Raw genomic sequence first — 26,181 nt, forward strand, 5'->3', positions numbered from 1 at the left:
GGCGATGTATGATTTCCGGCCCTCCAACCCGGCGGACAAGGCCGCGCTCTATGCCGATCTGCTGGCGGCGGCGCGGGCGCTGGTCGCGGGCGAGGAGGATGCCGTCGCCAACATGGCCAACATTGCCGCGCTGCTGTGGCAATTGCTGCCGGACCTCAATTGGGCGGGCTTCTACCGGCTGGCCGGGGACGAGCTGGTGCTCGGCCCGTTTCAGGGCAAGCCCGCCTGCATCCGCATCCCGCTGGGCAAGGGCGTCTGCGGCAGGGCGGCGGCGAGCGGCGAGACGCAATGCGTGCGGGACGTAGCCGCCTTTCCCGGCCATATCGCCTGCGATGCGGCATCCGCGTCGGAAATCGTCGTGCCGATCCGGCATGAAGGCAGACTGATCGGCGTGCTCGACCTGGACAGCCCCCTGCTCGCCCGGTTCGACGAAGCGGACGTCATGGGGCTGGAAACGCTCTGCGATGCCCTCGCCCCGGCCCTTTCGCGCCAGGGGCGGCTTTTAGAACCTTGAAACCGGGTTGGGGCAGGAAGCAGGCGCGCAAGCGTCGTGCCATATGAGTTCACGCGGAGGCGCGGAGATAATGTCGCGACGCGCAGGTCTCATGCTGGCGGCGGGAACTGGGGCAATATGGACTCAAGGAGCCTGCGGCTCGTCCCTCTCTTCGCGTCTCCGCGCCTCCGCGCGCTCCGATTCTGCTTTGCCGGCCGTGTCCGCTCAGCCGAAGAGGCCGTCCCCCGAACCTGTGTGCAAGATATGATCGCCGCTAAATGCCTCCGACGATCGCGGGCCACCCGCCCGCATCCAGCCGCGCGGCCAGATCCGCCGCGCAGGCGTCCAGCACCTGGCGGCTGGTCGAGCGCACGACGAAATTGCACCCCACCCGCCCTTCGCGGAAAAAGGGATAGCTGCCAATCTGGCTGCCTTCATGCGCATGCTCGGTCGACACCAGCAGGTCGGCGATCTCGCTTTCCGCGACCCAGCAGCCGATCTGCTCCGACAGCACCGGCGCGCCGCCTTCCAGCGATCCGGTCAGCGCGTCGAGCATGCCGGCGGTGATGTGCGGCACCCCCGCCATGATGAAGACATTGCCGTGGCGGATACCCGGCGCGCCCGAAAAGCGGTTGGGGATGAGCGAGGAGCCTTCCGGCGCGCGCGCCATGCGCAGCCGCATTTCGGTGAGGCCGCCGCGCTCGGCATAATAATCCGCCAATATCGCCTGCGCGTCGGGGTGGACGACCACCGGCACGCCCAGCGCCCTTGCGATCGCATCGACGGTGATGTCGTCATGCGTCGGACCGATGCCGCCGGTGGTGAAGAGATAATCGTGCCGGGTGCGCAGCTGGTTCACCGCCTCGACGATCGCGTCCTCGACATCGGGCACGACCCGCACCTCGCGCAGCCTTATGCCCTGCACGTTGAGCCAGCTCGCGATCTGGGCGATGTTGCGGTCCTGCGTGCGGCCGGAGAGGATCTCGTCCCCGATCACCACCAGCGCGGCCGTCCAAATCCGTTCGCTCATGCCCGTCCATTCCCCTGCAACACCGCCTTCAGCCGCGCATATCGATCCGGCGGCAACAGCTCCGACGGCCGGTAGAAGGCCTCGAACGCCGGCACCCCTTCCGGCAGGGGAACCCAGGGCAGGCGGGTGGCGACATAAATGGCGGCATCGGGCGTGACGCCGCCCGGATCGTCCAGCGTCCCGGCGCGGACCGCCGACATGCCACGGCCCAGCCCGCCATAATGGCTCCACAGGGCGGTGCCGCAGGCCCGGCACCGGACGATCGCCTGCTCCGCCCCGCTGCCGGTCGGCACGCTGCTTTCCGTCACCTCGCCGGACAGCAGCGCGACCTCCTCCGTCTCCACGAACAAATTGACGGCGAAGGCGGAACCGCTCTGCCGCCGGCACAGCGAGCAATGGCACTGGTTGACGAAAATCGGCGCCGCCGACACGCGATAGCGCACCTGCCCGCAGGCGCAACCGCCTTCCCTCGCTGTATCGGACATGCTCGCCTCCTCGACTTGAACCGACCCATGCCCCCTTGCGGGGTGCGGATCAAGCCCCCGTTGCGACCGGCGGCGCGCCAACCCCCTCGTCAACCGGCCTCATCCTGTCTATATTGGCGGGATGACCGATTATATGACCATGACGGCGAGTTCGCCGCCGACCCGTTCGACCGCGATCAAGCTCTACGACGAAAGCGGCTTTGAGGGCATGCGCAGGGCCGGACGCCTCGCCGCCGAGATACTCGACGCGCTGGTGCCGCATGTGGCGCCCGGCGTCACCACCGGGGAGCTGGACGACATCGTCCGCCGCCTGACGATCGAGGGCGGCGGCGTGCCCGCGACGATGGGCTATCGCGGCTATACCCACAGCTGCTGCATCTCGATCAACAATGTGATCTGCCACGGCATTCCCGGCGACCGGGAATTGAAGGACGGCGACATATTGAACATCGACGTGACGCCGCAGGTCGACGGCTGGCATGGCGACAGCAGCCGCATGTACATCGCCGGGGAACCGTCGATCAAGGCGCGACGGCTGGTCGAGGTGACCTATGAATGCCTGATGCTCGGCATCGAGCAGGCGAAGCCGGGCAATCATCTGGGCGATATCGGCCATGTGATCCAGAGCCACGCGGAAAAGCACCGCTACGGCGTGGTGCGCGATTTCTGCGGCCACGGGCTGGGCCGGGTATTCCACGATTCGCCGGAGGTCGTCCATGTCGGCCGCCCCGGCACCGGGCCGGAGCTGAAGCCGGGCATGTTCTTCACCATCGAGCCGATGATCAACATCGGCAAGCCCGGCGTGCGCCTGCTGGACGACGGCTGGACCGCCGTGACCCGCGACCGCAGCCTGTCGGCGCAGTTCGAGCACAGCATCGGCATCACCGAAACGGGCTGCGAGATCTTCACCAAGAGCCCCAGGGGACTGGACTGCCCGCCTTATCTATAGGCGATCCCTTTCCTCTACGGTCACCCCAGCGCAGGCTGGGGTCGTAGGCCATGTCGCGCTCCCTCTCCGCAGATGCCAGCCTGCGCTGGCATGACGCGATGAAAATGGCTGCAAAACAGCTACGATCAACGACGGACAGACAAACGAAAAAGGGGCCATGAAGGCCCCTTTTTTCCGCTTTATCCGATCGCCCGTCAGGCCTGCCGCGCCATCAGCCGGTCGCCCAGCGCCTGCAAGGTGATGTCCGGCAGGACCGCGGCGGGATTGTCGGCGCGCATCAGCTGGGCGAGCCAGTGGCAGCGCTGCCCCATTTCGTCGAGATGCTGCAACCGGGTCATGCAGCGCAGCATCACGTCCTCGTCGTGGCACAGCTCCACCCCAAGCTCCTCCAGATCCGCGCGCAGGCTTTCCAGCTCCGCCGCGATCTTCAGCCGCAGGTCGGCGGAAAGGGCGCATGGCGGCGGCGCGGAAAGGCGCTGGTCGAGGGAAGGCGGGACTTCAGGCGGCAATATCTCGTTCCTCGCAATGGGCCAATATCCTGGCCGCCAGATCGGGAAGCGGCAGTTGCGCCTCCACCGCGCCCTTGGCGATGGCCGCGGCCGAGGCCTCGAACAGCATCGCGCTGTCCTTGTCCTGGCACAGGGTCAGCCCGCCCATCTGCTTGACGGCGAGCATGCCCGCCGCGCCGTCGGTGCCCGCGCCCGACAGGATCACGCCGACCGCCCGGTCGCGCGCCGCCTTTGCGATGGTCGTCAGCAGCAGGTCGGCGGAGGGGCGCATGCCGTTCACCGGATCGCGCGCGATCAGGCGGATCGCGCCGCCCGGCCAGCGATCGATCAGCCCGTGCCGGTCGGGGTGGGACAGCACATAGACATGGCCGGGCTTCAGCGCCATGCCGTCCTCGGCCAGCTTGACCTCCGGCGCGATCGCCTTGTTCAGGCGCGAGGCGAACGGCACCGCCAGCCCGTCCTCCAGCTGTTGCAGCACGATCGTCGGCGGGCAATCGACCGGCCAGCCCGACAGCAGCTCGATCACCGCCGGGCCACCGCCGGTGGAAGCCGAAATCGCGACGAGGCTGCCGTTCCATTTATAGGCGGAACCGTCGCTGACGGCGGCCGCCTTCTCGGCCGCGGCGGCCTTCGCCGCGACGGCATCCGCGTCATAGCGCTTCACCTTGCTCTTCGCGGCGGTGGCGACCAGCTTGCACAATTTGCCCGCGATGCTGGCGAATTCCTCGGTCGTCGCGCGGGCAGGCTTGTGGAAGCAGTCGACCGCGCCCAGCTCCAGCGCGCGCAGCGTCACTTCCGCGCCCTTTTCGGTCAGGGTGGACAGCATCACCACCGGCATCGGCCGGGTGGTCATGATCTCCTCCAGGAAATCGATGCCGTTCATGCCGGGCATTTCGATATCCAGCGTCACCACGTCGGGGCGCAGCTCCGCGATCATGTCCCGCGCTTCGTCGGCATTGGCGGCCGCGCCGACCACGACAAGATTGCCGGCCTGTTCCAGCGCGCTGGAAAACAGCGCGCGCATCGTGATGGAATCGTCGACAACCAGAACCTTGATAGCAGCCATTTTATGCGTCCCTGATATTCGGTATTCTTCGATAGTCTGAAAAGGGGTCGGTCAGGCCCGGCGGCCGCCCACCGCGCCGCGCCCGCCGCCATGCCGCCGCCCGTAGTTCAGGCCGCCTCGGGCAGAACCGCGTCGGCCGTCAGGCCCGGCAGGTCGAGCACCATCACCATCCGGTCCTCCAGCGCCAGCAGGCCTTCGAGATAGGGCACCACCGCGTCCGATCCGGTCGCGGGGGCGGGCTGCATCTCTTCCTCCTGCGCGGTCACGATGTCGCTGACCGCATCGACGATCAGCCCGCGCAGCTGCGTGCCGACCTGCGCGACGATGATCACATGGCGGTCGGTCGGGTTCGCCGGTTCCCACCCCAGGCGGGCGGCCAGGTCGATGACCGGCAGCACCGTGCCACGCAGGTTCACCACGCCCGCCACATAGGGCGGCACATGGGGCAGCCGGGTCGCGGGCGACCAGGCGCGAATCTCGCGAATCGCCATGATGTCGAGGCCGAAGCTCTGTTCGCCCAGGCGGAATGTGATCAATTGACGTGCCATGTTTCCGATCCTTGCCTCAAACGGCTTATCAATGGGTTACCCGGCGCAGCGCCGTGTCCAGCTTGTCCGCGTCGAACGGCTTGACGATCCAGCCCGTCGCCCCGGCCGACCGGGCGCGCGCCTTCTTCTCGTCGGAGCTTTCGGTCGACAGCACCAATATCGGGCAGTCGCGAAAGCGCACCTGGGAGCGCAGCGCCTCGATCAGGCCGAAGCCGTCCATGCGCGGCATGTTGATGTCGGTCACGATGACATCGATTTCCTCCGCACTGTCGGACAGCCATTCCAGCGCCGCCACGCCGTCCTCGGCCTGCGTCACCATATAGCCGCGCGATGTCAGCGCCGCCCGCAACAGGGCGCGCATGCTGGCGCTGTCATCCACCGTCAGCACATGAATGGTATCAGACATTTTTTCCGCTTTCCCTCACCTCAAAACAATTCCACTTCACCGCCGACCTGCCTGGGCCGGACGACGGGTTTCGCCGCCGGAGCGGCAGCCGCCTCGATCACCCGGCACCGCGTCCTGCCCAGCACGGGGTCGAACTCGATCCGCCGGGCCGATTCGCCCCCGGTATCCTCCCGCACCAGCGCAATCCCCTCATCCCTGAGGAAACCGCGCGCGAACAGCGCATTGGCGTCGCCGATCCGCGCCATGCCCGAATGCATGTTCGCGCCCCCGTAGACATGCGCCTTCATCCGCGACTTTACGCCGCCACGTGTCATCATCTGGTTAATAAGCAGTTCCATCAGATAAACGCCGTAATTTCTGTCGGCTATCGTGCCGCTGCCGGGGCTGGGCTCGGCCAGCAGGAAATGGTTCATCCCCCCGACCTGCGCGACCGGATCATAAAGGCAGCAGGCGATGCAGCTGCCCAGCACGGTGGTCAGCATTTCCGGCTCACCGGTGCCGACATAGACCTGTCCCTGCATGACGGTGACGCGGCGCACCCGCCTTCCGCCCTGCACATCGGTCGTCACGAACATGGTTACAGCCCCGCCACGGCCAGCGCGCGCTCGGCGATGCGGGGCAGCGGCAATATCTTTTCGGCCGCGCCCATGTCGGCCGCCGCGCGCGGCATGCCGTAGACGGTGCTGGTCGCCTGATCCTGCGCGATGGTATGCGCGCCTGCCTGCCGCATCGCGAGCAGCCCGCGCGCGCCGTCCTGCCCCATGCCGGTCAGCAATATGCCGACCGCCGCCGGGCCGAGCGAGCGGGCGACCGATTCGAACAGCGTGTCGATGCTGGGGCGATGACCCGAAACCGGGTCGCCCGGCTTCATCGTCGCGGTGAGGCGGCCTGCGGTGCCGACGACCGCGTGCCGGTCGTTGCCCGGCGCGACATAGACATGGCCGGGCAGCAGCGGCATGCCCGATTCGATCAGCCGCACCGTGACCGCGCATTGCTTGTCCAGCCGGTCGGCCATCGCCGGGGCGAAGGCCGCGCTGATATGCTGGACGATGACCGTCGGCGGGCAGTTCTGCGGAAAAGACGGCAGGATATGGTGCAGCGCCTCGACCCCGCCGGTGGAGGCGCCGATCGCGATCAGCTGCGCCGGGACGCCGGTGCGCCCGGCGGAAATCCCGGCGGAGAGGGCGATCGCCTCGCGCGACACCGCCGCCGCGGCCGGGGACGGCGCCGCCGCCCGCCCGCCCGACCCGCGCCACTGGCTCGCCCGCGCGGCGGAGCGGACCATATTGGCCAGCGCGCCGCCGTCATGATCGAGCAGGTTCATGATCGACCCGTCGGGCTTGGCGTAGCAATCGACCGCGCCCAGCTCCAGCGCGCGGATCGTCGTTTCCGCGCCCTTGCGCGTGACGCCGGACACGATCACCACCGGCATCGGGCGCAGGCGCATGATCTTTTCGAGGAAGTCGAGGCCGTTCATCCCCGGCATCTCGACATCCAGCGTCACCACGTCCGGGTTCATCTCGCGGATCATCACCCGCGCCTGCTGCGCGTCGGCGGCGGTGCCGATGACCTCCAGATCCGGCTCGCTGCCCAGCATGCGCGACAACAGCGCCCGCATGGTCGCGGAATCATCGACGATCAGTACCCGTGTCTTCACGCCTGGTCCTTTCGATAGATGGTGCTTCCCACCAATGACATCACCTGCTGGGCAGGCCCCCCGACCCGCTCGCTGTGGCCGATATAAAGATGCCCGCCGGGCAGCAGCTGGTCGGCGAAGCGGGCGACCAGCCGGTCCTTGGTCGGCTGGTCGAAATAGATCATCACGTTGCGGCAGAAGATCACGTCGAAGCCGCGCTTCATCGGCCAGGCGTTGAGCAGGTTCAGCCGCCGCACGCGGATCATCCCGCGCACGGCAGGCGCCATTTCCGTCTCGCCGTCGCGGGTGGAGGACCAGGCGCGGACCAGATCGGCGGGCACGTCCTTCAGCGCCTCGGCCGGGTAGCGCGCGGCCTTCGCCCCGGCGACCGCATGGTCGGCCAGGTCGGTGGCGAGGATGACGGTATTGCCCTTCAGGAACGGCTGCGCCTGCCCCTTGTCCGGCCCGAGCAGCGTCATCGCCAGCGAATAGAGCTCTTCCCCGGTGGAGCAGCCCGCCGACCACAGCCGGACCGGCTCCCCCGCCCGCGCCTTTTCCAGCAGCACCGGGCGCACATGGCGCGCCAGATGCTCGAAATGATGCGCCTCGCGATAGAAGAAGGTGTGGTTGGTGGTCAGCGCGTTGATCGCCTTGCGCAGCGCCGCCTCGTCGCCGCGGATCAGCTCGATATAGCGGGCGAAGGTCTGCCGCCCGCTTTCCCGCACCAGCGGCGCGAGGCGGGAATAGACCAGCGTCGCCTTGCCGGGCGGCAGGACGATGCCCGCTATCTCGTAGACGATGTCCCGGACGGCCTCGAAATCGGCGCGCGAATAGATTTGCGCGCTGATCCCCGGAAAGGGGGCGTAGCCGTCAGCCTCTGCCGCGATCATGCTGCCGCCAGCGCCCCGCTTTCCGCCGTGAAGTTGTCCGCGACCAGCGCGTCGACATCCAGGATCAGCGCGACCTTGCCGTCGCCCAGGATGGTCGCCCCGGCGACGCCGCTGATCGGCTGGTAATGCGCCTCCAGGCTCTTGATGACGAACTGGCGCTGGTCGACGATGCTGTCGACCATCAGCACCGCCTGCCCGTGGCTTTCGGTATCGACGACGATCAGCACCGCCTCGTCCGCGCTCTTCACCGCCTCGACCGCGCCGACCGCGAGGTCGAGCGGGACGATCGGCAGGAAGCGGCCGCGATTGTTCAGCACCATCAAGTTCTTGCCGACGAACTGCACATCGGCCTGTTCGGGCCGCAGGCTTTCGAGCACATGGGTGAGCGGGATCACCACGGTCTGGTCGCCCACGGTGACAATCATGCCGTCGGCGATCGCCAGCGTCAGCGGCAGCGCGAGGGTGAAGGTGCAGCCTTCGCCCGGTCGCGATTCGATCGAGATGCGGCCGCCCAGATCCTTCACATTCTGGCGCACCACGTCCATGCCGACGCCGCGCCCGGAAATGTTCGACACCTGCTGCGCGGTCGAGAAGCCCGGCGCGAAGATCAGATGGTCGATCTCCTCATTGGAAAGCTGCGCGCCCGGCGCGACGAGGCCGCGCTCGATCGCCTTCTTCAGCACCACCTCGCGGTTGATGCCCGCGCCGTCGTCCGAAATGGAGATGAGGATGCGGCCGCTGCGCTGCTCGGCGGAGAGGTGCAACCTGCCCTCGGCGGGCTTGCCCCGCGCGAGGCGCACGTCCGGCGTTTCGAGACCATGGTCGACCGCGTTGCGGATGAGGTGGGTCAGCGGCTCGCCGAGGCGTTCCACCACCGTCTTGTCCAGCTCGGTGCCCTCGCCGCTCATCGTCAGCTCGACGCGCTTGCCGGTGCTCGCCTCCAGCTCGCGCACGATGCGCGGCACGCGGGAAAAGACCGAGCCGATCGGCTGGGCGCGGATCGACATCGCGCTTTCCTGAATCTCGCGCGTCAGATGATCGAGCATGCCCATTTCGTCCATCGCCGACAGGCCGTGGCCCGCGAGGCGCTGGGCCATCATCGCCTGCGCGATCACCAGTTCGCCCACCGTGTCGATCAGCCGGTCGAGCTTGGCGAGATCGACGCGGACGGTCTGGCCGACCGCATTGACCGCGCGGGGCGCGGCCTGCGGCACCGCCGCTGCCGGAGCGGGATCGGCGGCCGGAGCGGAAGCCGGAGCCGCCTCGGCAATCGGCGCGGCCTCGACCGGCGCGCTGGCGACGGGAGCCGGAACCGGAGCTGGAGCCGGGGCGGGAACGGGCGCCGGAACGGGGGCGGCCGCCACGGGCGCCGGGGCCTCTTCCGCTTTCGCTTCCGCCGCCACGGCGACCGGCTCGACCGGCGCCAGCGCGACCGTCGCGCCGCCGAGGCCCACCGGTTCCATCGCGGCTTCGATCGCCAGTTCGCAATCGGTGCCGATGAAGTCGAAAATCTCTTCTATCTCTTCCTTCGTCGCCCGCGCGGGCAGGTGGAAGGTCCAGCCGAAATAGGCCTTTTCCGCATCCAGCGCGTCGAGCGTCGGCAGCGTGGCGGCATCGACCGCCAGGCAGCGTCCGCCCAGTTCGCCCAGCTCGCGCAGCATCAGTAGCGGTTCGCTGCCATTGGCGAGCGCGCCGTCGAGGAACCGCAGCCTGACATACCAGCCATAGGCCGCCTGCCCGTCCGCGCCAGCGGCGGCGGCAGGAGCAGCGGGAGCGGGCGCCTCGGCCTGCGCCGGGGCCTCGGCCGCAAACGCCGCGATATCGTCGCCCTGCTCCATGCGGCGCTCGACCTCGGCGGCGGCGGCTTCGATCGCCGCGGCTTCCTCGGCGTCGACCGAAAGATCGCCCATCAGTCCGTCCAGATCGAAATCCAGACCCAGTTCATCCTTTTCTTCGGCGTCGTCGTCGGGGGCATCGGCACCGTCCGCCTGCCCTTGCGGGGCCGCGTCGCCGACCGGCAGGCCCGCCGCGACGCGGGCCGCGATCTCCTCCAGTTCTGCGCTGATCGCGGCATCGTCAGGCGCCTCGCCTTCCCCGCGCGCGGCCGTCACATGGTCGGCCAGCACGTCGAACGCGCGCAGCATCAGCGCATTGAGCCAGTCGCCCAGCGGCAGGTCGCCGTCGCGCACATAGGACAGCACCGTTTCGAACTTGTGGGTAAAGGCCTGTAGCAGCGTGAAGCTGAACGCGCCCGCGCCCCCCTTGATCGAATGGACCGACCGGAAGATGCCGTTCACCGTCTCGGCATCCGCCGTGCCGGACTGGCACGCCATCAGCCCTTCCTCCGCCTGGCTCAGCGCTTCCTCGCACTCCAGGAAGAAGATGTTCTGGATTTCCTCGTTCGTCATCTCGTTATTCCGTTTCCTGGCCCGCCCATAGGAATGCGCCGGTCAGCCCGGCAATGCGCGCCGCCCCCAGCATCGCGGAGGACGGGTGCACCGTCATCGTCACCGACCGGGCCAGCGCGGTCTGCTGCGCGCTCAGCAGCAGTTGCAGCCCCGCCTGCCCGATGCGTTCGACATCGCGCCCCTCGACCGTCACCTGCTGCCCCGGCACCAGCGTCCGGTCGAGGTGGGAGACGAGCGCCCCCGCGGTCGTCCTGTCGATCATCGAAGGTAAGGTTATCATCGTCATCGCTGCCGCCCCCGTTGATTAGAATTCCGACCAGTCGTCATCATCGACGACCATCGCGAGATTGCCCGCTCCGCGCTGCGAGGGCGCGGGAAGGGCGGCCGGCGCGACGGGTGCAGCGGACGGGCGCCGGCCCTCCGCCGCCCGCGTCCGACCGTGGCCGCCGCCGGAAGAAACGGAGGCCGGAGCCGCCGCCGGAACCGCCACGCCGTCGAGACGGAAGCGCCCGACCAGCCGCGCCAGCTCATCCGCCTGCGCGGCGAGGCTGCGCACCGCCGCCGTCGATTGCTCGACCATCGCGGCGTTCTGCTGCGTCATCTTGTCCATCTCGCCGACCGCGACATTGGCCTGCTGCAACCCGGCCGACTGGGTTTCGGCCGATTCGGAGATCGCCGCGACCAGCGAGGTGACTTCCCCCACCCGCGAGACGATGCGGTTGAGCATCGCGCCGGTTTCCGCGACGAGGCTCACGCCCTGCTCGACCTGCTGCGCGCTGGTCATGATGAGCGAGTTGATATGCTTGGCCGCGTCGGCGCTGCGCTGGGCGAGCGCGCGGACCTCGTTGGCGACGACCGCGAAACCCTTGCCGGCATCGCCCGCGCGCGCGGCCTCGACCCCGGCATTGAGCGCCAGCAGGTTGGTCTGGAAGGCGATACCGTCGATCACGTTGATGATCTGGGTGATTTCCTGCGCCGATTGCTCGATCGCCCCCATCGCCTGCACCGTGCGCTCGACGACCAGCCCGCCCTCGCTCGCTTCCCGGTGCGCATCGCCGACCGCCTGCGCGGCGCGGCGGGCGCTTTCGGCGCTCTCCTTCACCATGCCGGTGATCTCGTTCATCGAATGGGCGGTTTCCTGAAGCGAGGCCGCCTGCTGCTCGGTGCGCAGCGAAAGGTCCTGCGTCGCCGCGCGAATCTCGCTCGCGCCGGAATGAAGGCCGCGCGTCGCCTGGGCGAGGGAGCCTACCGTGTCCGACAGGCTGCCCATCGCTTCGTTGAAATGGCGGCGCAGATGCTCATAGGCGGCGGGGAACGCCTCCCTTATGCGAAAGGCGAGATCGCCCTCGGACAGCCCGGCGAGTCCGCGATCGATGACGGCCGCGACCTCTTCCTGCTGGCGCGCGCCGTCGCGCGCGGCCCGCGCCCGGCCGCACAGGGCCGAGCCTGCGCGCGCTATCTTGCCAGCGGCGCCTTCATGGTCGAGGAACGGGACAGCGCCGTCCATATCGCCTGCGGCCATGGTTTCGAACCGGGCGCCCAGCGCCTGGTAGGGACGGCCGATTCGCGCGGCGCGAAGGGCGACTCCGCCCCCGGCGCCGACGACCCCGGCGACCGCGCATCCGATTCCCACAAGCGGCATGCCATAGGCGGCCAGCCCCGCGCCCACCGTTCCCAGCGCGGCCCAACCGCCCGCGAGCCAGGGCAGAACCGCGAATTCCCGCGACAAACCGGCCTCATTACCCAATGCTTCATTCATGCAAAAAACAGCTCCGGCATCAGGTCGGGCACGGTGCGATCCGGCGACGCGACCCTTCCTCAATCAATTCAACGAGGTGACGCTAGGAGAAATTGGTTAATGCACCGTATCCTTTACCGGAAAGACGAAGCATCGCGGGAAAAGCCGGTCCGCGCGGACCCGCGATGGCGCGCCAACGCATGGAATCCACCGCATCGCAGGATGCGGCGGAGGCAGGCGGAGGCGCATCCCGCGCTTTGCTATTCGGCGATTTCCGGTTCCGCCCGGTCGTCCTCGCCCTCTGCTTCCGGCCGGGCCAGTTCCGCGACGAAGCGGCGCAGCCACCAGGTGACGTCCTCGCGCTGCACCCCGTCCCTCAGCGCCCGCCAGCGTTCCAGCCGCTCCTCCTTCGGCATGACGAGCGCGCGGGCGATCGCGTCGGCCACGTCCTCGGCGCTGTGCGGATTGACCAGCAGCGCCTCCTGCATCTGGCGCGCCGCCCCCGCGAAGGAGGACAGGATGAGGACGCCGGGATTGTCCGGGTCCTGCGCCGCCACATATTCCTTGGCGACGAGGTTCATACCGTCGCGCAGCGGCGTCACCAGCCCGATGCGCGCCGCGCGATAGATGCCCGCGAGCTGCGTGCGCGGATAGCCCTTGTTCACATAGCGGATCGGCACCCAGTCCACGGTCGCGAACTCGCCGTTGATATGGCCCGACAGCGCGTCGAGCTGCGTGCGGATTTCCTGATAGCTGCGCACGTCCTCGCGCGTGGGCGGCGCGATCTGGAGGAGGAACACCTTTTCCTGCATTTCGGGATAGGTGGACAGGAAGCGCTGATAGCCCAGGAACCGGTCCTGAAGCCCCTTGGAATAATCGAGCCGGTCGACGCCCAGGATCATCGCGCGGCCCTTCGCGCTTTCCTCCATCTTGCGGCAGGCGTCGAGCGCCTCCTGCCCATGCGCCATTTCGGTGAAGGCGTCGCAATCGATGCCGATCGGGCAGGCGATCGCCTTCAGGCTGCGTCCCTGATGGGTGACGATGCCGTCCGCGCCCACGTCCGCGCCGAGCTTGTGCTGCGCATAGTGGAAGAAGGAATCGAGCCAGTCCTGCGTCTGGAAGCCGACGACATCATAGGAAAAGAGCGATTCGACCAGCTCGCGATGATGCGGCAGAGACAGCAGCAGGCGGGTCGGCGGCCACGGGATATGCAGGAAGAAGCCCAGCCGGTTGCGGATGCCCCGCGCGCGCAGCTCGCGGCCGAGCGGGATCAGATGATAGTCGTGCACCCAGATCAGGTCGTCCTGATGGATCAGCGGCGTCAGCGTCTCGGCGAAACGGGTGTTGGCGCGCTGATAGCCGCCCTCGAACTCGCGCTGGAATTCGGCGAGGTCGATGCGGTCGTGGAACAGCGGCCAGAGCGTGCGGTTCGCATAGCCGTTATAATATTCGTCGATGTCCTGCGCCTCCAGGTGCATCGTCGCGGTGGTCACGCCCTCATTGCGCTGGAAGTCGATATGGCCGTTGAAATTCTCCGTCTCCTCGCCCGACCAGCCGAACCATATGCCGCTGCTTTCGCGCAGCGCGGCGGACAGGGCGACCGCCAGCCCGCCCTGATTGCCCGCCCCTTCCCCGGTGGGTGGCTGCACCCGGTTGGAAACGACGATCAGGCGTTTGGGCGGCGGGGTATTCATCTTACGGTACTCCACGGTTTACTGAGCAGGACCGCGCAATTGATCGTGCCCACCAGCGAATAGGTTTGCGGGTAATTGCCCCACAATTCGCCGGTTTGCGGGTCAATATCCTCCGACAGAAGCCCCGCGCCGGTCCGGCGGCTGAGCATTTCCTCGAACAGCGTGCGGGCGTCCTCCAGCCGTCCGGTCGCGTGCAGGGCCTCTATCAGCCAGAACGTACAGACATTGAATGCGGTTTCCGGCAGGCCGAAATCATCTTCGGTCGCATAGCGCAGCATGTGGCTGCCCCGCCGCAACCCGTCCTCCACCGCCTTGAGGGTGCTGCGGAAGCGGACGTCGTCGGGCGGAAGGAAGCGCAGGTCGAGCAGCTGGATCAGGCTGGCGTCCAGATCGTCGCCGGTCAGCGTCGCGGACAGGTGCTGCGCCTCTTCCCGCCAGGCCTGCTTCTCGATCAGCTTGCGGATCTTGTCCGCCCGCCTGCGCCAGAAATCGACGCGCGCGGTCAGGCCGAGCCGCTGCGCGATCAGCGACAGCCGGTCGCACGCGGCCCAGCACATCGCGACCGAATAGGTGTGGACGGAGCTGCGCGTGCGCAATTCCCACAGCCCCGCATCGGGCTTGTCGTGCACCTTCCACGCATGCTCGCCGATATTCTCCAGCGCGCGGAAATCCTCCTCCCCCGCCATGCGGTATAGGCGCTGGTCGAAAAAGGCCTGTGCGTTGGACAGGATGATCTGGCCATAGGCATCGTGCTGGATCTGCTGATAGGCCTGGTTGCCGACCCTGACCGGCCCCATGCCGCGATAGCCGCTCAGCCCCGGCTCGATCCGTTCCTCCAGCCGCGTCTCGCCGCCCACGCCGTAGAGCGGCTGGATATGGCCGCCTTTGGCGCTGTCCACCACATTGCGCAGATAGGCGAGATAGCCTTCCAACACGTCGAGCGCGCCCAGCCGGTTGAGCGCCTGCACCGTGTAATAGGCGTCGCGTATCCAGCAATAGCGATAGTCCCAGTTGCGGCCCGAATTGGCATGTTCGGGGATCGAGGTGGTGAGCGCGGCGACGATCGCGCCGGTTTCCTCATGCTGGCACAGCTTGAGCGCGATGGCGGCGCGGATCACCGCGTCCTGCCATTCCACCGGCGTGGCGAGGCCACGCACCCAGTGGCGCCATTCCTTGATCGTGCGGTCGCGCATCGCCTCGATCGAGATGCGCGGGTCGCCCGCGAACGTCTCGTCCGGGCCGAGGAAGAAATAGAGCGCGCCTTCCACCCGGAAACGGCGCTCGTCCACGATCCAGCCGACCGGCGCGGTGGTGGTGAGGCGCAGCACCATCTCGTCCACCAGATAGCGGATATGGTTGGACCCGCGCGTATGGGGCGCCTGCTCCGCCCCCCAGTTGCGCGACGGGCGCAGCCGCACACGGATGCGCGGCGATCCCTTGAGCGGGCGGACGATGCGGGCGAAGGCGACCGGGCGATAGACCCGCCCCTCGCCGGTATAGCGCGGGCAGAAATCGACCACCTCCAGCTCGTTGCCGTCGGCGTCGGCATGGGTGGTCACCAGCACCGGCGTGTTGCGCAGATAATGCTGGCGCGTGCGCACGCAATTTTCGAGGTCGATCTCCCAGAAGCCGTGCGCGCCCTCGCCCGCGCGCGGCGCGGCGTCGAGCAGCGAGGAAAAGACCGGGTCGCCGTCGACGCGCGGCACGCAGCCCCAGACGAACCGCCCGGCGCGGTCCACCAGCGCCGACACCTGGCAATTGCCGATGGGCCACAGGTCCAGCGTTGCGGTCATATGCTCAGTTCCTTCAACCAGTTGCGTACCATCGGCGGCCCGGCGAGGCGAAACCGCGCGGCGCTGGGCCGCGCCTTTCCGACCAGCACGCCATAGCCGCCCAGCGCCGAGGCCATCGCGAAGCCGGCCTCGTCGGTCAGGTCGTCGCCCACGAACACCGGCGGCGCGTCGGCGAAGGGTGGGGCCGCCATCAGATGCCGGATCGCGAAGCCCTTGTCGTGGCCGGTCGGGCGCAGCTCCACCATGTCATGGCCTTCCTGCACGAACAGGCCATGCTCCCGCCCCAGCGCCCGCGCCAGCGCACGCGCGGCCTCGCCTTCCTCCTGCGCCATGCGGTAATGCAGGCCGACGCCGAAGCTCTTCACCTCCAGCAGCACGCCTTCATGCCGGTCGGCGAAGGCGCCCATGGTCCGCGCGACGGCATCGAGCGCGCGCGGGCGGTCGGGCGCGTCGATGCGCTCCTGATGGCGAAACTCGGCCCCGTGACTGCCCGCCAGCGCCAGATGAGGGGCGACCGGGCCCAATATCCGGTCGAGCTGAGCGAGCGAGCGGCCGCTGACGATCGCGAGCCGCCCGTCCAGCCGTTCCCGTGCGGCCAGCAGCAGCGCCCTTAATTCCGTATCGGTCGTTACATTATCCGGCCGGTCGATCAGATCGACAAGGGTTCCGTCCAGATCGAGGAAAAGGCTGACCCCCCTGTCCACCGGCGGCGGCGCGGAGGGATGGTTCGCTGTCTTGTCTGCCTCTTGCACGGCTCGGATGGTTCGTCTCCCCGGATCGGAAGGTCAATACGAGGGCGGCCCGGCAATTGTTCCATCAGCCGGAAGGGAGAGCGAGCGCCCCGCCCGTCATCCGCCCGGAAACGACGGCCGCCTGGCCCGCGTTTCCTTCCCCCGATCCTATTCGCTATGAGCCGGAAGGCAAGGGGCTGGCGGAAAGGAGGGGGAAGGGGCCGCGATTTTCGCATGGCTTTTCAACTGCCCCCACCCGGCCGGGACTCGCTGCGCCGCAGCCCGCTTCCCATCGCCGCGCCGCTGCGATATGCAGGCGCAAATTTGCGAGGACGCGCCTTGTTGGAACTATTCTCTGCCGCCGCCCACCATATCCGTTTCGAGGATCTGGGGCTGGATCCCGTCGCTATCGATCTCGGTTTCTTCGGGATCAAATGGTATTCGCTCGCCTATCTCGCGGGCATATTGGTCGGCTACTGGTATCTGCTGAAGCTGATCGCGCAGCCCGGCGCGCCGATGGCGCGCCGCCATGCCGACGACATGATCTTCTATGCGACGCTGGGCATCATCATCGGCGGGCGGCTGGCCTATGTGATCTTCTACCAGCCGGAAATCCTCGCCCATCCGCTCGATATCCTGAAATTGTGGAACGGCGGCATGTCCTTCCACGGCGGCGTGCTGGGGGTGACGGCGGCGATCCTGCTGCTGTGCCGCAAGGAAGGGCTGAACTGGCTGCGCGTCCATGATTATGTCGCCTGCTGCGCGCCCTTCGGCCTGTTCTTCGGGCGGATCGCCAATTTCATCAACGGCGAATTGTGGGGCAAGACCACCGATGTAAGCTGGGCGATGATCTTCCCAACCGGCGGCCCGCTGCCGCGCCACCCCAGCCAGCTCTACGAGGCCGCGCTGGAAGGGCTGCTGCTCGGCGCGACCCTCTGGTACGCCTTCTGGCGGACCAAGGCCCGCTACGAGCCGGGCAAGCTGGTCGGCCTCTTTCTGCTGGGCTACGGCCTCGCCCGCTTCGGCGTCGAATTCTTCCGCGAGGCCGACGCGCAACTGATGGAATTCGCGCAGCGCACCGGCCTCCACATGGGCCAGTGGCTGACCCTGCCGATGATCGCGGGCGGCCTCTATCTGATCCTGACGGCGAAGCGCCGCCGGGTACGGGTGGAGCCGACCGCCGGGACCGCCAGTGTCGGCTGAGGGCATGCCCGGCAGCGGCTTCGGCCGCCGCCAGCTGAGCCTTGTCGAAAGGCTGGCGCGCACCATCGCGGCGGGCGGGCCGATGACGCTGGCGCAATATATGGCGCAGGTGAACGCCCATTATTACGCCACGCGCGACCCGCTGGGCACGGCGGGCGATTTCACCACGGCGCCGGAAATCAGCCAGATGTTCGGCGAGCTGATCGGGTTGGCGCTGGCGGACGTGTGGATGCGGTCTGGCCGGTCGCAGCAGGCCTGTTATGTCGAGCTGGGGCCGGGGCGCGGCACGCTGGCCGCCGACGCCTTGCGCGCGATGGAGAAGGTGGAATTGCACCCGCCGGTCCATCTGGTCGAAACCAGCCCGGTGCTGCGCGGGCGGCAGCAGGCGCTGCTGCCCCATGCGCGCTTCCATGACGATATCGACAGCCTGCCCGCCGACCGGCCGCTGCTGGTCGTCGGCAACGAATTTTTCGACGCGCTGCCGATCCAGCAGTCGATCAGGACCGCCGAGGGCTGGCGCGAGATGATGGTCGGGCTGGGCGAGGATCGCCCCTTCGCGCCGATGGCGGGAGAGCGACCGGTGGATGCGCGCGTGCCGCAGCCGCTGCGCGACGCGCCCGAAGGCTCGATCCACGAAAGCGCGCCCGCAGGCGCGGCGATCATGATGGGCCTGGCCCGCCGCCTGCTGCGCCAGGGCGGCATCGCGCTGTTCATCGATTATGGCTATGAGGGTCCGGCGCTGGGCGACACCTTGCAGGCGGTGCGCGGCCACCGCTTTGCCGATCCCTTCGCCGATGCGGGCGACAACGACCTGACCGCCCATGTCGATTTCACGCTGATCGGCAATGCCGCGCGGCAGGAAGGGCTGAAGGTCTGCGGCCCGGTGGGGCAGGGAGAATTCCTCGCCCGCCTCGGCATCGACGCGCGCGCGCAGATGCTCGCCCGCTCCGCGCCGGACAAGGTGGAGGAGATAGAGGCGGCGCGGCGGCGGCTGGTCGACGCGGACCAGATGGGCACGCTGTTCAAGGTGATCGCCGTCGTCCACCCCGACTGGGCGCTGCCCGAAGGATTTGGGCCCGAAGGATTTGGGCCGGAAGGGGAAGCGGCATGAGCGGCGTCGAGACATGGACCAGCGCAGCGCTGGGCGAGGTGCCCCATGGCTTTCTCGGCCGCGCGGGCGGCGTTTCGACCGGTATCCATGCGGGCCTCAATGTCGGGCTGGGGTCAGACGACGACCGCGCGGCGATCCTCGAAAACCGCAGGCGCGCGGGCGAGGCCGTGCTGCCCGGCGCGGCGCTCGTCACGCTGCATCAGGTCCATTCCGCCGATGTGGTGACGGTCGACGCGCCGATCCCCGACGATGCCCGTCCGCCTGCGGACGCGCTCGTCACCGCGACGCCGGGGCTGCTGCTCGGCATCCTCACGGCCGATTGCGTGCCGGTGCTGTTCGCCGATGCCGAAGCAGGCGTCGTCGGCGCCGCCCATGCCGGGTGGAAAGGCGCGATCGCGGGCGTCACCGACCGCACGCTCGACGCGATGGAGGCGCTGGGCGCACGGCGCGAGCGCATCGGCTGCGCGATCGGCCCGTGCATCGCCCGTGCCTCCTATGAGGTCGACGCTGCTTTCGTGCAGCGCTTCCTCGATGCCGATCCGGGCAATGAACGCTTCTTCGCCGACGGCGGACGCCCCGGCCATGCGCAGTTCGACATAGAGGCCTATGTCGCCGCGCGGCTGGCGGCGGCGGGTGTGCAGCGCATCGAGATGCTGGGTCAGGACACCTATGCCCAGCCCGACCGGTTCTTCAGCTATCGCCGCTCCTGCCACAAGGACGAGCCGGACTATGGGCGGCAGATCTCCCTCATCGCAGTGCGCTGAGCGAAAGTTGCGCGGCGGGAAAAGTTGCGCCGCGCAACTTCTTCAGGATCGCCTGCTATTTCGTTCAGGCGGAGCCGAGAGACGTGCCATTCGAGCATCGGAGCGCAGCGGACCTAAAGGTCCGTGAGCACCGAAGCGCGGAATAGCGCGGTTCGCAGGCCCGCATGGGCGGAATAGCAGGCGATCCTGTCAGCTCCAGTCGAAGCGGCCCCATCCCCGCTCCTTCGCCATCGCGGCGAGCGGCGGATGCGGGTTGGCGGCATAAGGCTCGTCGGCGAATTCCAGCATCGGCGCGTCGGACACATGGTCGGAATAGGCGCGGATATGCGCATGGTCGCGCTCTATCCCCTGCCCCGCCATCCAGCTGCGGATCATCGCCAGCTTGGCGGCGTCATAGCAATTCTCGCCTGCGATCTTCGCGCGCACATATTCGACGTCCTGCCCCAGATGGTCGGTCGCGATCACATCGTCGAACCCGGTCCGCCGCGCGATCGCCTCCACATAGAGGCGGTAGGAGGCCGTCGCCAGCACCAGCCTGTATCCCTCCGCCCGGTCGTGCGCGATCCGCTCCAGCGCATCGCGGCGGATATTGTGCGCCATCACATGGTCGGCATAGCTTTCGATATGCGGGGCGAGCGCGGCGCGGCTCACCCGGCCGCCGATCATCAGATGCTGGTTGATCTCCTTCAGCCGCGAACGCGGGATCAGCCGGAGGATGTAGGCCAGCATCGCGAAGGGCACCAGCGGCGCGAATATCAGCCGCCAGGGCGCCATCCGCCAGGCGACATGGAGCAGGAACGGCGTGTAGGTGCCGCGCACCGTCACCGTGCGGTCCATGTCGTAAATGGCGATCTTTACCGGTTCATCGTCCTTCACTATGGATGCAACCTTCGACAATTCCCTTACGTTGGAGCATGCGGATGGGCCGTTTCGGCTTGCCGTGCAACCGATAATGGACCAGAAACCAGCCTGATGACGGAATTGGCACATTTTTCGCTGGAAAATGAACGGGGGAAGGAGGGAGCCGAACGGCCGGTCCTGCGCTTTTCCGGTTCGCTTTCCATCAGCCGGTTCGGGTCGCTGCCCGCCGACCTCGAAAAGGTCGAGGGGCCGGTCGCGGCGATCGATCTCCACGATGTCACCCATATCGACACCATCGGCGCCTGGCTCGTGCACAGCCATGCGCTGAAATGGGATTGCCCGATCGAGGGCGCGGACGAGGACGCCAGCCGCCTGATCGAGGCGGTGAAGGCCGGGGACGGCTCCGCAGGCGAAGTCGCCGTCCACGCCCATACAGTGCCGCCGCTGCAACGCATCCTTGCCCAGATCGGCGAGGCCACCATCGTCGCAGGGCAAACGCTGATCGGCCTGATCGGCTTTTTCGGCGCCACGCTCATCACCGGCTGGGACCTGATCCGCCATCCGTCCCGCATGCGCTGGAACGCGGTGATCCAGCGGTTCGAGGTGGTGGGCGTCTCGGCGCTCGGCATCATCGGGCTGATGAGCTTCCTGATCGGCATCGTCATCGCCCAGCAGGGCGCGGTGCAGCTGCGGCAGTTCGGCATGGAGGTGCTGACCGTCAACCTCGTCGGCCGCCTCACCTTCCGCGAACTGGGCGTGCTGATGACCGCGATCATGGTCGCAGGCCGATCCGGCTCCGCCTTCGCCGCGCAGATCGGCACGATGAAGCTGACCGAGGAAATCGACGCGATGCGCACCATCGGCGTTTCCCCGATGGAGGCGCTGATCATGCCGCGCATCCTCGCCGCCGTGGTGCTGATGCCGCTGCTCGGCTTCTATTCCTCGGTCATTGCAATCATCGGCGGCGGCTTTCTGTGCGCGGTGTCGCTCGACATCCCGCCGATCACCTTCATCCAGCGCCTGCGCGAGGTGGTGCCGATCACCGACCTGTGGGTCGGCCTGATCAAGGCGCCGGTATTCGGCCTCATCATCGGCATGACCGGCTGCTATCAGGGCTTGCAGGTCAAGGCCAATGCCGAGGAAGTGGGCCTGCGCACCACCTCCGCCGTGGTGCAGGCGATCTTCGTGGTGATCGTGCTCGACGCCTTTTTCGCGGTGTTCTTCACCTGGGTGGGCTGGACATGAGCGGCGGGCTGGACATGAGCGAGGAGCGGGCAAGCGCCCCGGCGCACGACGACAACGGCATCGCCATCCGCGTGCGCGGGCTGCGCACCAGCTTCGGCCCGCAAGTGGTGCACGAGAATCTCGACCTCGACGTGTACAAGGGCGAGATATTGGGCGTGGTCGGCGGGTCGGGCACCGGCAAGTCGGTGCTGATGCGCGCGATCATCGGCCTGCAACAGCCCGACGAGGGCGAGATCAGCGTGTTCGGCCAGTCCACCATCGGGCAGGTCGACGAGGATGTGCTGGCGCTGCGCAAGCGATGGGGCGTGCTGTTCCAGGGCGGCGCGCTCTTCTCCACGCTGACCGTGGCGGAGAATATCGAGGTGCCGCTGCGCGAATTCTATCCGCAGATCGGGCCGGAACTGCGCGACGAGATCGCCGCCTACAAGATCCGCATGACCGGCCTGCCGCCCGAGGCCGGCCCGAAATTCCCGTCCGAGCTGTCCGGCGGCATGAAGAAGCGCGCCGGCCTCGCCCGCGCACTCGCCATCGATCCGGACCTGCTGTTCCTCGACGAGCCGACCGCGGGCCTCGACCCGATCGGCGCGGCGTCGTTCGACGAGCAGACGCGGCAGTTGCAGCAAACGCTGGGGTTGACCGTCTTCCTCATCACCCATGACCTCGACACCCTCTATGCGATCTGCGACCGGGTGGCGGTGCTGGCCGACAAGAAGGTGATCGCGGTCGGCACCATTGACGAGCTGCTGGCGACCGAGCATCCGTGGATACAGGAATATTTCAACGGCCCGCGCGGCCGGGCGGCGACCTCCTCGCGGGGGGCCGGCGGCAAGGCAGACAATGGGGCAGGCGACGGGGCAGGCAAGACCGAAAAGGCGCGGGCCGGAAAGGACGAAGGCTAGATGGAAACTCGATCCAACCATGTGCTGGTGGGCAGCGTCGTGCTGGGCCTGTTGCTGGCGGTGATGGTCGCGGCCTTCTGGTTCTCGCGTCTGTCGGACGGCGACAATCAGGAATATGACATTTTCTTCAAGCAATCGGTGAACGGCCTCGCCAAGGGCTCCGGCGTGTCCTATTCCGGCGTGCCGTCCGGGCAGGTCAAGGCGATCGAGCTGTGGCGCCGCGACCCCAATTTCGTGCGCGTGCGCATCGTCGTGAAGAAGGACACGCCGATCCTTCAGGGCACCACCGCCACCATTCAGGGCGTGGGCTTCACCGGCGTTTCGGAAATCGTGCTCGACGGCGCGGTCAAGGGCGCGCCGCCGATCGTCTGTCCGGAGCAGCAGCGGGAGGACGCCTGCCCCGAAGGTGTGCCCGTCATCCCGACCAAGCCCGGCGCACTGGGCGAGCTGCTCAACAACGCGCCGCAATTGCTGGAGCGGCTGACGACGCTGACCGAGCGGCTGACCGAATTGCTCAACGACCGCAATCAGGCGAGCCTCGCGGCGATCCTGAAGAATGTCGAGACGCTGACCGGCGCCCTCTCCGCGCGCGGACCGGAGATTGCGGCGACGCTCGCCGAAACGCGGGTCACGCTGCAAAAGGCGGGCGTCGCGATCGAGGAGATCGGCAAGATGGTCGGCACCACCAACGACATGCTGAACGAGGAAGGCCGCCCGCTGATCAAGGACCTGCGCGGCACCATCCAGTCCGCGACGCGCAGCCTCGACACGCTGGATTCCACGCTGGCCGAGGCGCGGCCGGGCATGCAGACCTTCTCCCGCGATACGATGCCGGAGGTCAACATGCTGGTGCGCGACCTGCGCGAAATGTCGCGCAGCCTGCGGGCGATTTCGGAGAAGATCGACCATCAGGGCGCCGGTTCGCTGCTGGGCGATCCGCCGCTGCCGGATTACAAGAAATGAGGAACGCCGCGATGCCGATACGCCCCTTTTCCCCGCGAACGCGCCTGACCGCGATGGCCCTCGCGCTGGGCGCTGCCTTGAGCGGCTGCGTCAGCTTCGGCTCCAAGCCGCCGCCGCAGCTGCTGACCGTCCGCACCGAGGCGGCGGTGGCGGCGGGGCGCGACCTGCGCAGCCAGGGCCTGCCCGCGATCGCGGTGATCCTGCCCGAAGTGCCCCGCGCGATCGCGACGACGCGCGTGCCGGTACAGGTGGACGCGACCAGCGTCGCCTATGTGAAGGACGCGCAATGGACCGAGGCCCCGCGCGACCTCTTCCTGCGGCTGCTCGGCGAGACGATCACCGCCGGAGGCGCGCTGTTCGTGATCGACGAGGATCAGTACGGGCTGACCCCGCAGCGCCGCCTGTCGGGCAGCCTGGTCGAATTCGGCGTCGACGCGCGGACCAGGCAAGCGGTCGTCACCTATGACGCGGTGCTGACCGACAGCGCCAGCGGCCAGGCGCTGCGCCGCCGCTTCACCGCGCGCGAGCCGGTTTCCGACATCCGCGCCGACCGCGTCGCCCAACCGATCAGCCGCGCCGCCAATCAGGTCGCGCAACAGGTGGCGGACTGGGTGAAGGGCTGAGGCAGCCCCTCTTCGTCATGCCAGCGCAGGCTGGCATCGTTCCAGATAGGACGGAACCAGGCCCCGAACGATCCCAGCCTTCGCCGGGATGACGTGTCTCGACCGAATCGCTTGCCCGAATCGTTCCCTTTATGTTCTTATGCTCCATGCCTGCGATCAAGGGGCGTGGAGCGCCCGCCAATCCTTCCAGCGCCCGTTTCAACCTGCCGCAACGGGAGGCCGACGGCGACTGGCTCGACGAGGCGGAGGCCATTGACGGCGCCGCCCCGCCGCCGCGCACCAGCGTCACGGTCGAGCATCCGCGCACGATCATCACCCGCAACAGTTCGCCCGACATCGGCTTCGACCGCTCGCTCAACGCCTATCGCGGCTGCGAACATGGCTGCATCTACTGCTTCGCCCGGCCCAGCCATGCGTGGCACGACCTGTCCCCCGGCCTCGACTTCGAAACGAAGCTGTTCGCCAAGCCCGATGCCGTCGCGCTGCTGCGCGCCGAGCTGGGCAAGCCGGGCTATCGCGTCGCGCCGCTCGCCATGGGGACGAATACCGACCCTTATCAGCCGATCGAGAAGGACTGGCGCATCACCCGCCAGTGCGTCGAGGTGCTGGCCGAATGCCGCCATCCGCTGTTCCTCACCACCAAGTCGGACCGGGTGCTGCGCGATATCGACCTGCTTCAGGCGATGGCCCGCGACTCTCTGGTCGTGGTGATGATCTCCATCACCAGCCTCGACGCGCACGTCGCCCGCACGCTGGAGCCGCGCGCGCCGCATCCGGAAAAGCGCCTCGCCGCCGTGCGGGCGCTGAGCGAGGCGGGCATTCCCGTGCATGTGAACGTCGCGCCGGTCATCCCGGCGATCACCGATCATGAGATCGACGCGATCATAGCGCGGGCGGCCCAGGCGGGCGCGCGCGGCGCGAATTTCATTCCGGTGCGCCTGCCGCACGAGGTCGCCCCGCTGTTCCGCGCGTGGCTCGACGCCCATTATCCCGACCGCGCGGGGAAGGTGATGGCGATCATCCGTGAATTGCGCGGCGGGCGCGACAATGACCCGCGCTTCCACAGCCGGATGAAGGGACAGGGCGTCTGGGCCGACCTGCTGCGCATGCGCTTCCGCAAGGCGCTGGCGCGGCACGGCCTGCCCCGGCCCGCGCCGCCGCTGCGCAGCGACCTGTTCCGTCCCCCGCAGGGCGCGCAATATTCGCTGTTCTAGGCAGGGATGAGGGGCTGGAATGCGCGCGATTCCTGCTTATGTTGGGCGCACCTTCCCTTTGCCGAGGACCGCGCATGATCGATCTTTACAGCTGGCCGACCCCCAATGGCCTCAAAATCTCCATCTTCCTCGAAGAGGCCGGGCTGGAGCACCGGGTCCACCCGATCAACATCGGCAATGGCGACCAGTTCACCCCCGAATTTCTCGCCATCGCGCCCAACAACCGCATCCCGGCGATCGTTGACCGCGATCCCGCCGATGGCGGTGAGCCGATTTCGGTGTTCGAAAGCGGCGCGATCCTCACCTATCTCGCCGACAAGACCGGCCGCTTCCTGCCCAGGGACGCACGCGGCCGCGCCGAGGTGATGCAATGGCTGTTCTGGCAGATGGGCGGCCTTGGTCCGATGGCTGGGCAGAACCATCATTTCAATATCTATGCGCCGGAGAAGATTCCCTATGCGCAGGAGCGCTATGTGAAGGAAACCGCGCGGCTCTACGGCGTGCTCGACAAAAGGCTGGCCGACCGGGAATTCGTCGCGGGCGATTACAGCATCGCCGACATGGCGATCTATCCGTGGATCGTGCCCCATGAAAACCAGCAGCAGCGGCTGGAGGACTTCCCCCATCTGAAGCGCTGGTTCGAAACCGTCGCCGCCCGCCCCGCCGTGGTCCGCGCCTATGAGACGAAGGAAAGCCTGTACCCGAAGCCGGAACCGCTGAGCGACGAGCAGAAGGCGAAGCTGTTCGGGTTGAAGCAATAGGCGGCACGGGAGGGGCGGATCAGTTCGCCCCTCTTTGCATGGCGATCGCATTCGAAAGGGCGGGTTTGGGTGGAGAGCGGACCTTCCCCAACCGTTCGGGCTGAGCTTGTCGAAGCCCTGTCCTTCTTTTCTGCATTGAGAAAGAAGAAAAACAGCCGTTG

The 26,181-nt window shown here is 67.7% G+C and carries 27 protein-coding genes; 11 read left to right on the forward strand and 16 right to left on the reverse strand.

All coding sequences use genetic code 11. The annotated features are described in order from the left end of the window. Positions 1-4 precede the first annotated feature (4 nt). The gene (locus GGR43_RS02225) at positions 5-514 is read left to right on the forward strand and encodes a GAF domain-containing protein (RefSeq protein ID WP_188070289.1); all 510 of its coding nucleotides are present in this window, start codon (positions 5-7) and stop codon (positions 512-514) included. 253 nt (positions 515-767) lie between these two features. On the opposite strand, the gene GGR43_RS02230 is transcribed toward GGR43_RS02225, so the two are convergent. Continuing rightward, positions 768-1,523: a competence/damage-inducible protein A gene (locus tag GGR43_RS02230; protein WP_188070290.1), complete on the reverse strand. Its 756-nt coding sequence runs from the start codon at positions 1,521-1,523 to the stop codon at positions 768-770. Beyond that, the gene (locus tag GGR43_RS02235; RefSeq protein ID WP_188070291.1) at positions 1,520-2,008 is read right to left on the reverse strand and encodes a GFA family protein; all 489 of its coding nucleotides are present in this window, start codon (positions 2,006-2,008) and stop codon (positions 1,520-1,522) included. The genes GGR43_RS02230 and GGR43_RS02235 overlap by 4 nt, the downstream gene beginning before the upstream one ends. Positions 2,009-2,129: 121 nt before the next feature. On the opposite strand from GGR43_RS02235, the gene map reads away from it, so the two are divergent. After that, on the forward strand, positions 2,130-2,957 hold the full coding sequence (map, locus tag GGR43_RS02240; RefSeq protein WP_188070292.1) for a type I methionyl aminopeptidase: 828 nt from the start codon (positions 2,130-2,132) through the stop codon (positions 2,955-2,957). 194 nt (positions 2,958-3,151) lie between these two features. On the opposite strand, the gene GGR43_RS02245 is transcribed toward map, so the two are convergent. The 13 genes from GGR43_RS02245 to otsB all read right to left on the reverse strand — a co-directional run bounded on the left by GGR43_RS02245 (position 3,152) and on the right by otsB (position 16,397). Then, on the reverse strand, positions 3,152-3,466 hold the full coding sequence (locus tag GGR43_RS02245) for a hypothetical protein (protein WP_188070293.1): 315 nt from the start codon (positions 3,464-3,466) through the stop codon (positions 3,152-3,154). Further along, positions 3,456-4,532, reverse strand: coding sequence for a chemotaxis-specific protein-glutamate methyltransferase CheB (gene cheB, locus GGR43_RS02250; RefSeq protein ID WP_188070294.1), 1,077 nt, complete (start codon positions 4,530-4,532; stop codon positions 3,456-3,458). Before cheB ends, GGR43_RS02245 begins: the two co-directional genes overlap by 11 nt. 107 nt (positions 4,533-4,639) lie before the next feature. Then, a complete protein-coding gene (locus tag GGR43_RS02255; RefSeq protein ID WP_188070295.1) occupies positions 4,640-5,080 on the reverse strand; it encodes a chemotaxis protein CheW in 441 nt (146 codons plus the stop codon). Between the two features lie 28 nt (positions 5,081-5,108). Further along, positions 5,109-5,486, reverse strand: coding sequence for a response regulator (locus tag GGR43_RS02260; RefSeq protein ID WP_188070296.1), 378 nt, complete (start codon positions 5,484-5,486; stop codon positions 5,109-5,111). 20 nt (positions 5,487-5,506) lie between these two features. Further along, complete coding sequence (locus GGR43_RS02265) at positions 5,507-6,061, reverse strand: chemotaxis protein CheD (RefSeq protein WP_188070297.1); 555 nt, start codon at positions 6,059-6,061, stop codon at positions 5,507-5,509. A 2-nt stretch (positions 6,062-6,063) separates the two neighbouring features. Further along, positions 6,064-7,143, reverse strand: a complete 1,080-nt coding sequence (locus GGR43_RS02270; RefSeq protein WP_188070298.1) for a chemotaxis-specific protein-glutamate methyltransferase CheB — start codon at positions 7,141-7,143, stop codon at positions 6,064-6,066. Then, positions 7,140-8,012 carry a CheR family methyltransferase gene (locus GGR43_RS02275; RefSeq protein WP_188070299.1) on the reverse strand — a complete coding sequence of 291 codons (873 nt, stop codon included), beginning with the start codon at positions 8,010-8,012 and terminating at the stop codon, positions 7,140-7,142. Before GGR43_RS02275 ends, GGR43_RS02270 begins: the two co-directional genes overlap by 4 nt. Continuing rightward, positions 8,009-10,420 carry a chemotaxis protein CheA gene (locus GGR43_RS02280; RefSeq protein ID WP_188070300.1) on the reverse strand — a complete coding sequence of 804 codons (2,412 nt, stop codon included), beginning with the start codon at positions 10,418-10,420 and terminating at the stop codon, positions 8,009-8,011. Before GGR43_RS02280 ends, GGR43_RS02275 begins: the two co-directional genes overlap by 4 nt. A 4-nt stretch (positions 10,421-10,424) precedes the next feature. Then, positions 10,425-10,706, reverse strand: a complete 282-nt coding sequence (locus GGR43_RS02285; protein ID WP_223177241.1) for an STAS domain-containing protein — start codon at positions 10,704-10,706, stop codon at positions 10,425-10,427. Positions 10,707-10,724: 18 nt separating this feature from the next. Beyond that, positions 10,725-12,179, reverse strand: a complete 1,455-nt coding sequence (locus tag GGR43_RS02290) for a methyl-accepting chemotaxis protein (RefSeq protein WP_188070302.1) — start codon at positions 12,177-12,179, stop codon at positions 10,725-10,727. Positions 12,180-12,418: 239 nt separating this feature from the next. Then, positions 12,419-13,852, reverse strand: coding sequence for an alpha,alpha-trehalose-phosphate synthase (UDP-forming) (gene otsA, locus GGR43_RS02295; protein WP_188070303.1), 1,434 nt, complete (start codon positions 13,850-13,852; stop codon positions 12,419-12,421). Next, positions 13,849-15,645 carry a glycoside hydrolase family 15 protein gene (locus tag GGR43_RS02300; RefSeq protein ID WP_188070304.1) on the reverse strand — a complete coding sequence of 599 codons (1,797 nt, stop codon included), beginning with the start codon at positions 15,643-15,645 and terminating at the stop codon, positions 13,849-13,851. The genes otsA and GGR43_RS02300 overlap by 4 nt, the downstream gene beginning before the upstream one ends. Then, positions 15,642-16,397 (reverse strand): trehalose-phosphatase, encoded by a 756-nt coding sequence (gene otsB / locus GGR43_RS02305; RefSeq protein WP_188070305.1) that lies wholly within the window; start codon positions 16,395-16,397, stop codon positions 15,642-15,644. The genes GGR43_RS02300 and otsB overlap by 4 nt, the downstream gene beginning before the upstream one ends. Before the next feature lie 321 nt (positions 16,398-16,718). On the opposite strand from otsB, the gene lgt reads away from it, so the two are divergent. From lgt to pgeF, 3 genes are read left to right on the forward strand one after another with little or no spacing between them, the layout of a single operon-like run. Next, a complete protein-coding gene (gene lgt, locus GGR43_RS02310) occupies positions 16,719-17,579 on the forward strand; it encodes a prolipoprotein diacylglyceryl transferase (protein WP_425502141.1) in 861 nt (286 codons plus the stop codon). Between the two features lie 4 nt (positions 17,580-17,583). After that, entirely contained in the window at positions 17,584-18,690 is a 1,107-nt protein-coding gene (locus GGR43_RS02315) for a class I SAM-dependent methyltransferase (protein ID WP_188070364.1), read from the forward strand. Then, complete coding sequence (gene pgeF / locus GGR43_RS02320; RefSeq protein WP_188070307.1) at positions 18,687-19,454, forward strand: peptidoglycan editing factor PgeF; 768 nt, start codon at positions 18,687-18,689, stop codon at positions 19,452-19,454. The genes GGR43_RS02315 and pgeF overlap by 4 nt, the downstream gene beginning before the upstream one ends. Positions 19,455-19,643: 189 nt before the next feature. Here pgeF and GGR43_RS02325 read toward each other — a convergent pair whose 3' ends face one another. After that, entirely contained in the window at positions 19,644-20,291 is a 648-nt protein-coding gene (locus GGR43_RS02325) for an HAD family hydrolase (protein ID WP_188070365.1), read from the reverse strand. 135 nt (positions 20,292-20,426) lie between these two features. On the opposite strand from GGR43_RS02325, the gene GGR43_RS02330 reads away from it, so the two are divergent. The 6 genes from GGR43_RS02330 to GGR43_RS02355 all read left to right on the forward strand — a co-directional run bounded on the left by GGR43_RS02330 (position 20,427) and on the right by GGR43_RS02355 (position 26,020). After that, complete coding sequence (locus tag GGR43_RS02330) at positions 20,427-21,560, forward strand: MlaE family ABC transporter permease (protein ID WP_188070308.1); 1,134 nt, start codon at positions 20,427-20,429, stop codon at positions 21,558-21,560. 14 nt (positions 21,561-21,574) lie between these two features. Beyond that, entirely contained in the window at positions 21,575-22,459 is an 885-nt protein-coding gene (locus GGR43_RS02335) for an ABC transporter ATP-binding protein (RefSeq protein ID WP_425502145.1), read from the forward strand. Continuing rightward, positions 22,460-23,422, forward strand: coding sequence for an MlaD family protein (locus GGR43_RS02340; RefSeq protein ID WP_188070310.1), 963 nt, complete (start codon positions 22,460-22,462; stop codon positions 23,420-23,422). Positions 23,423-23,433: 11 nt separating this feature from the next. After that, positions 23,434-24,045: an ABC-type transport auxiliary lipoprotein family protein gene (locus tag GGR43_RS02345; RefSeq protein ID WP_188070311.1), complete on the forward strand. Its 612-nt coding sequence runs from the start codon at positions 23,434-23,436 to the stop codon at positions 24,043-24,045. 146 nt (positions 24,046-24,191) lie between these two features. Continuing rightward, positions 24,192-25,259 (forward strand): PA0069 family radical SAM protein, encoded by a 1,068-nt coding sequence (locus GGR43_RS02350; protein ID WP_188070312.1) that lies wholly within the window; start codon positions 24,192-24,194, stop codon positions 25,257-25,259. A 74-nt stretch (positions 25,260-25,333) separates the two neighbouring features. After that, positions 25,334-26,020: a glutathione binding-like protein gene (locus GGR43_RS02355; protein WP_188070313.1), complete on the forward strand. Its 687-nt coding sequence runs from the start codon at positions 25,334-25,336 to the stop codon at positions 26,018-26,020. Positions 26,021-26,181: the final 161 nt, after the last annotated feature.

Source organism: Sphingobium jiangsuense (assembly GCF_014196495.1).
GTDB lineage: Bacteria > Pseudomonadota > Alphaproteobacteria > Sphingomonadales > Sphingomonadaceae > Sphingobium > Sphingobium jiangsuense.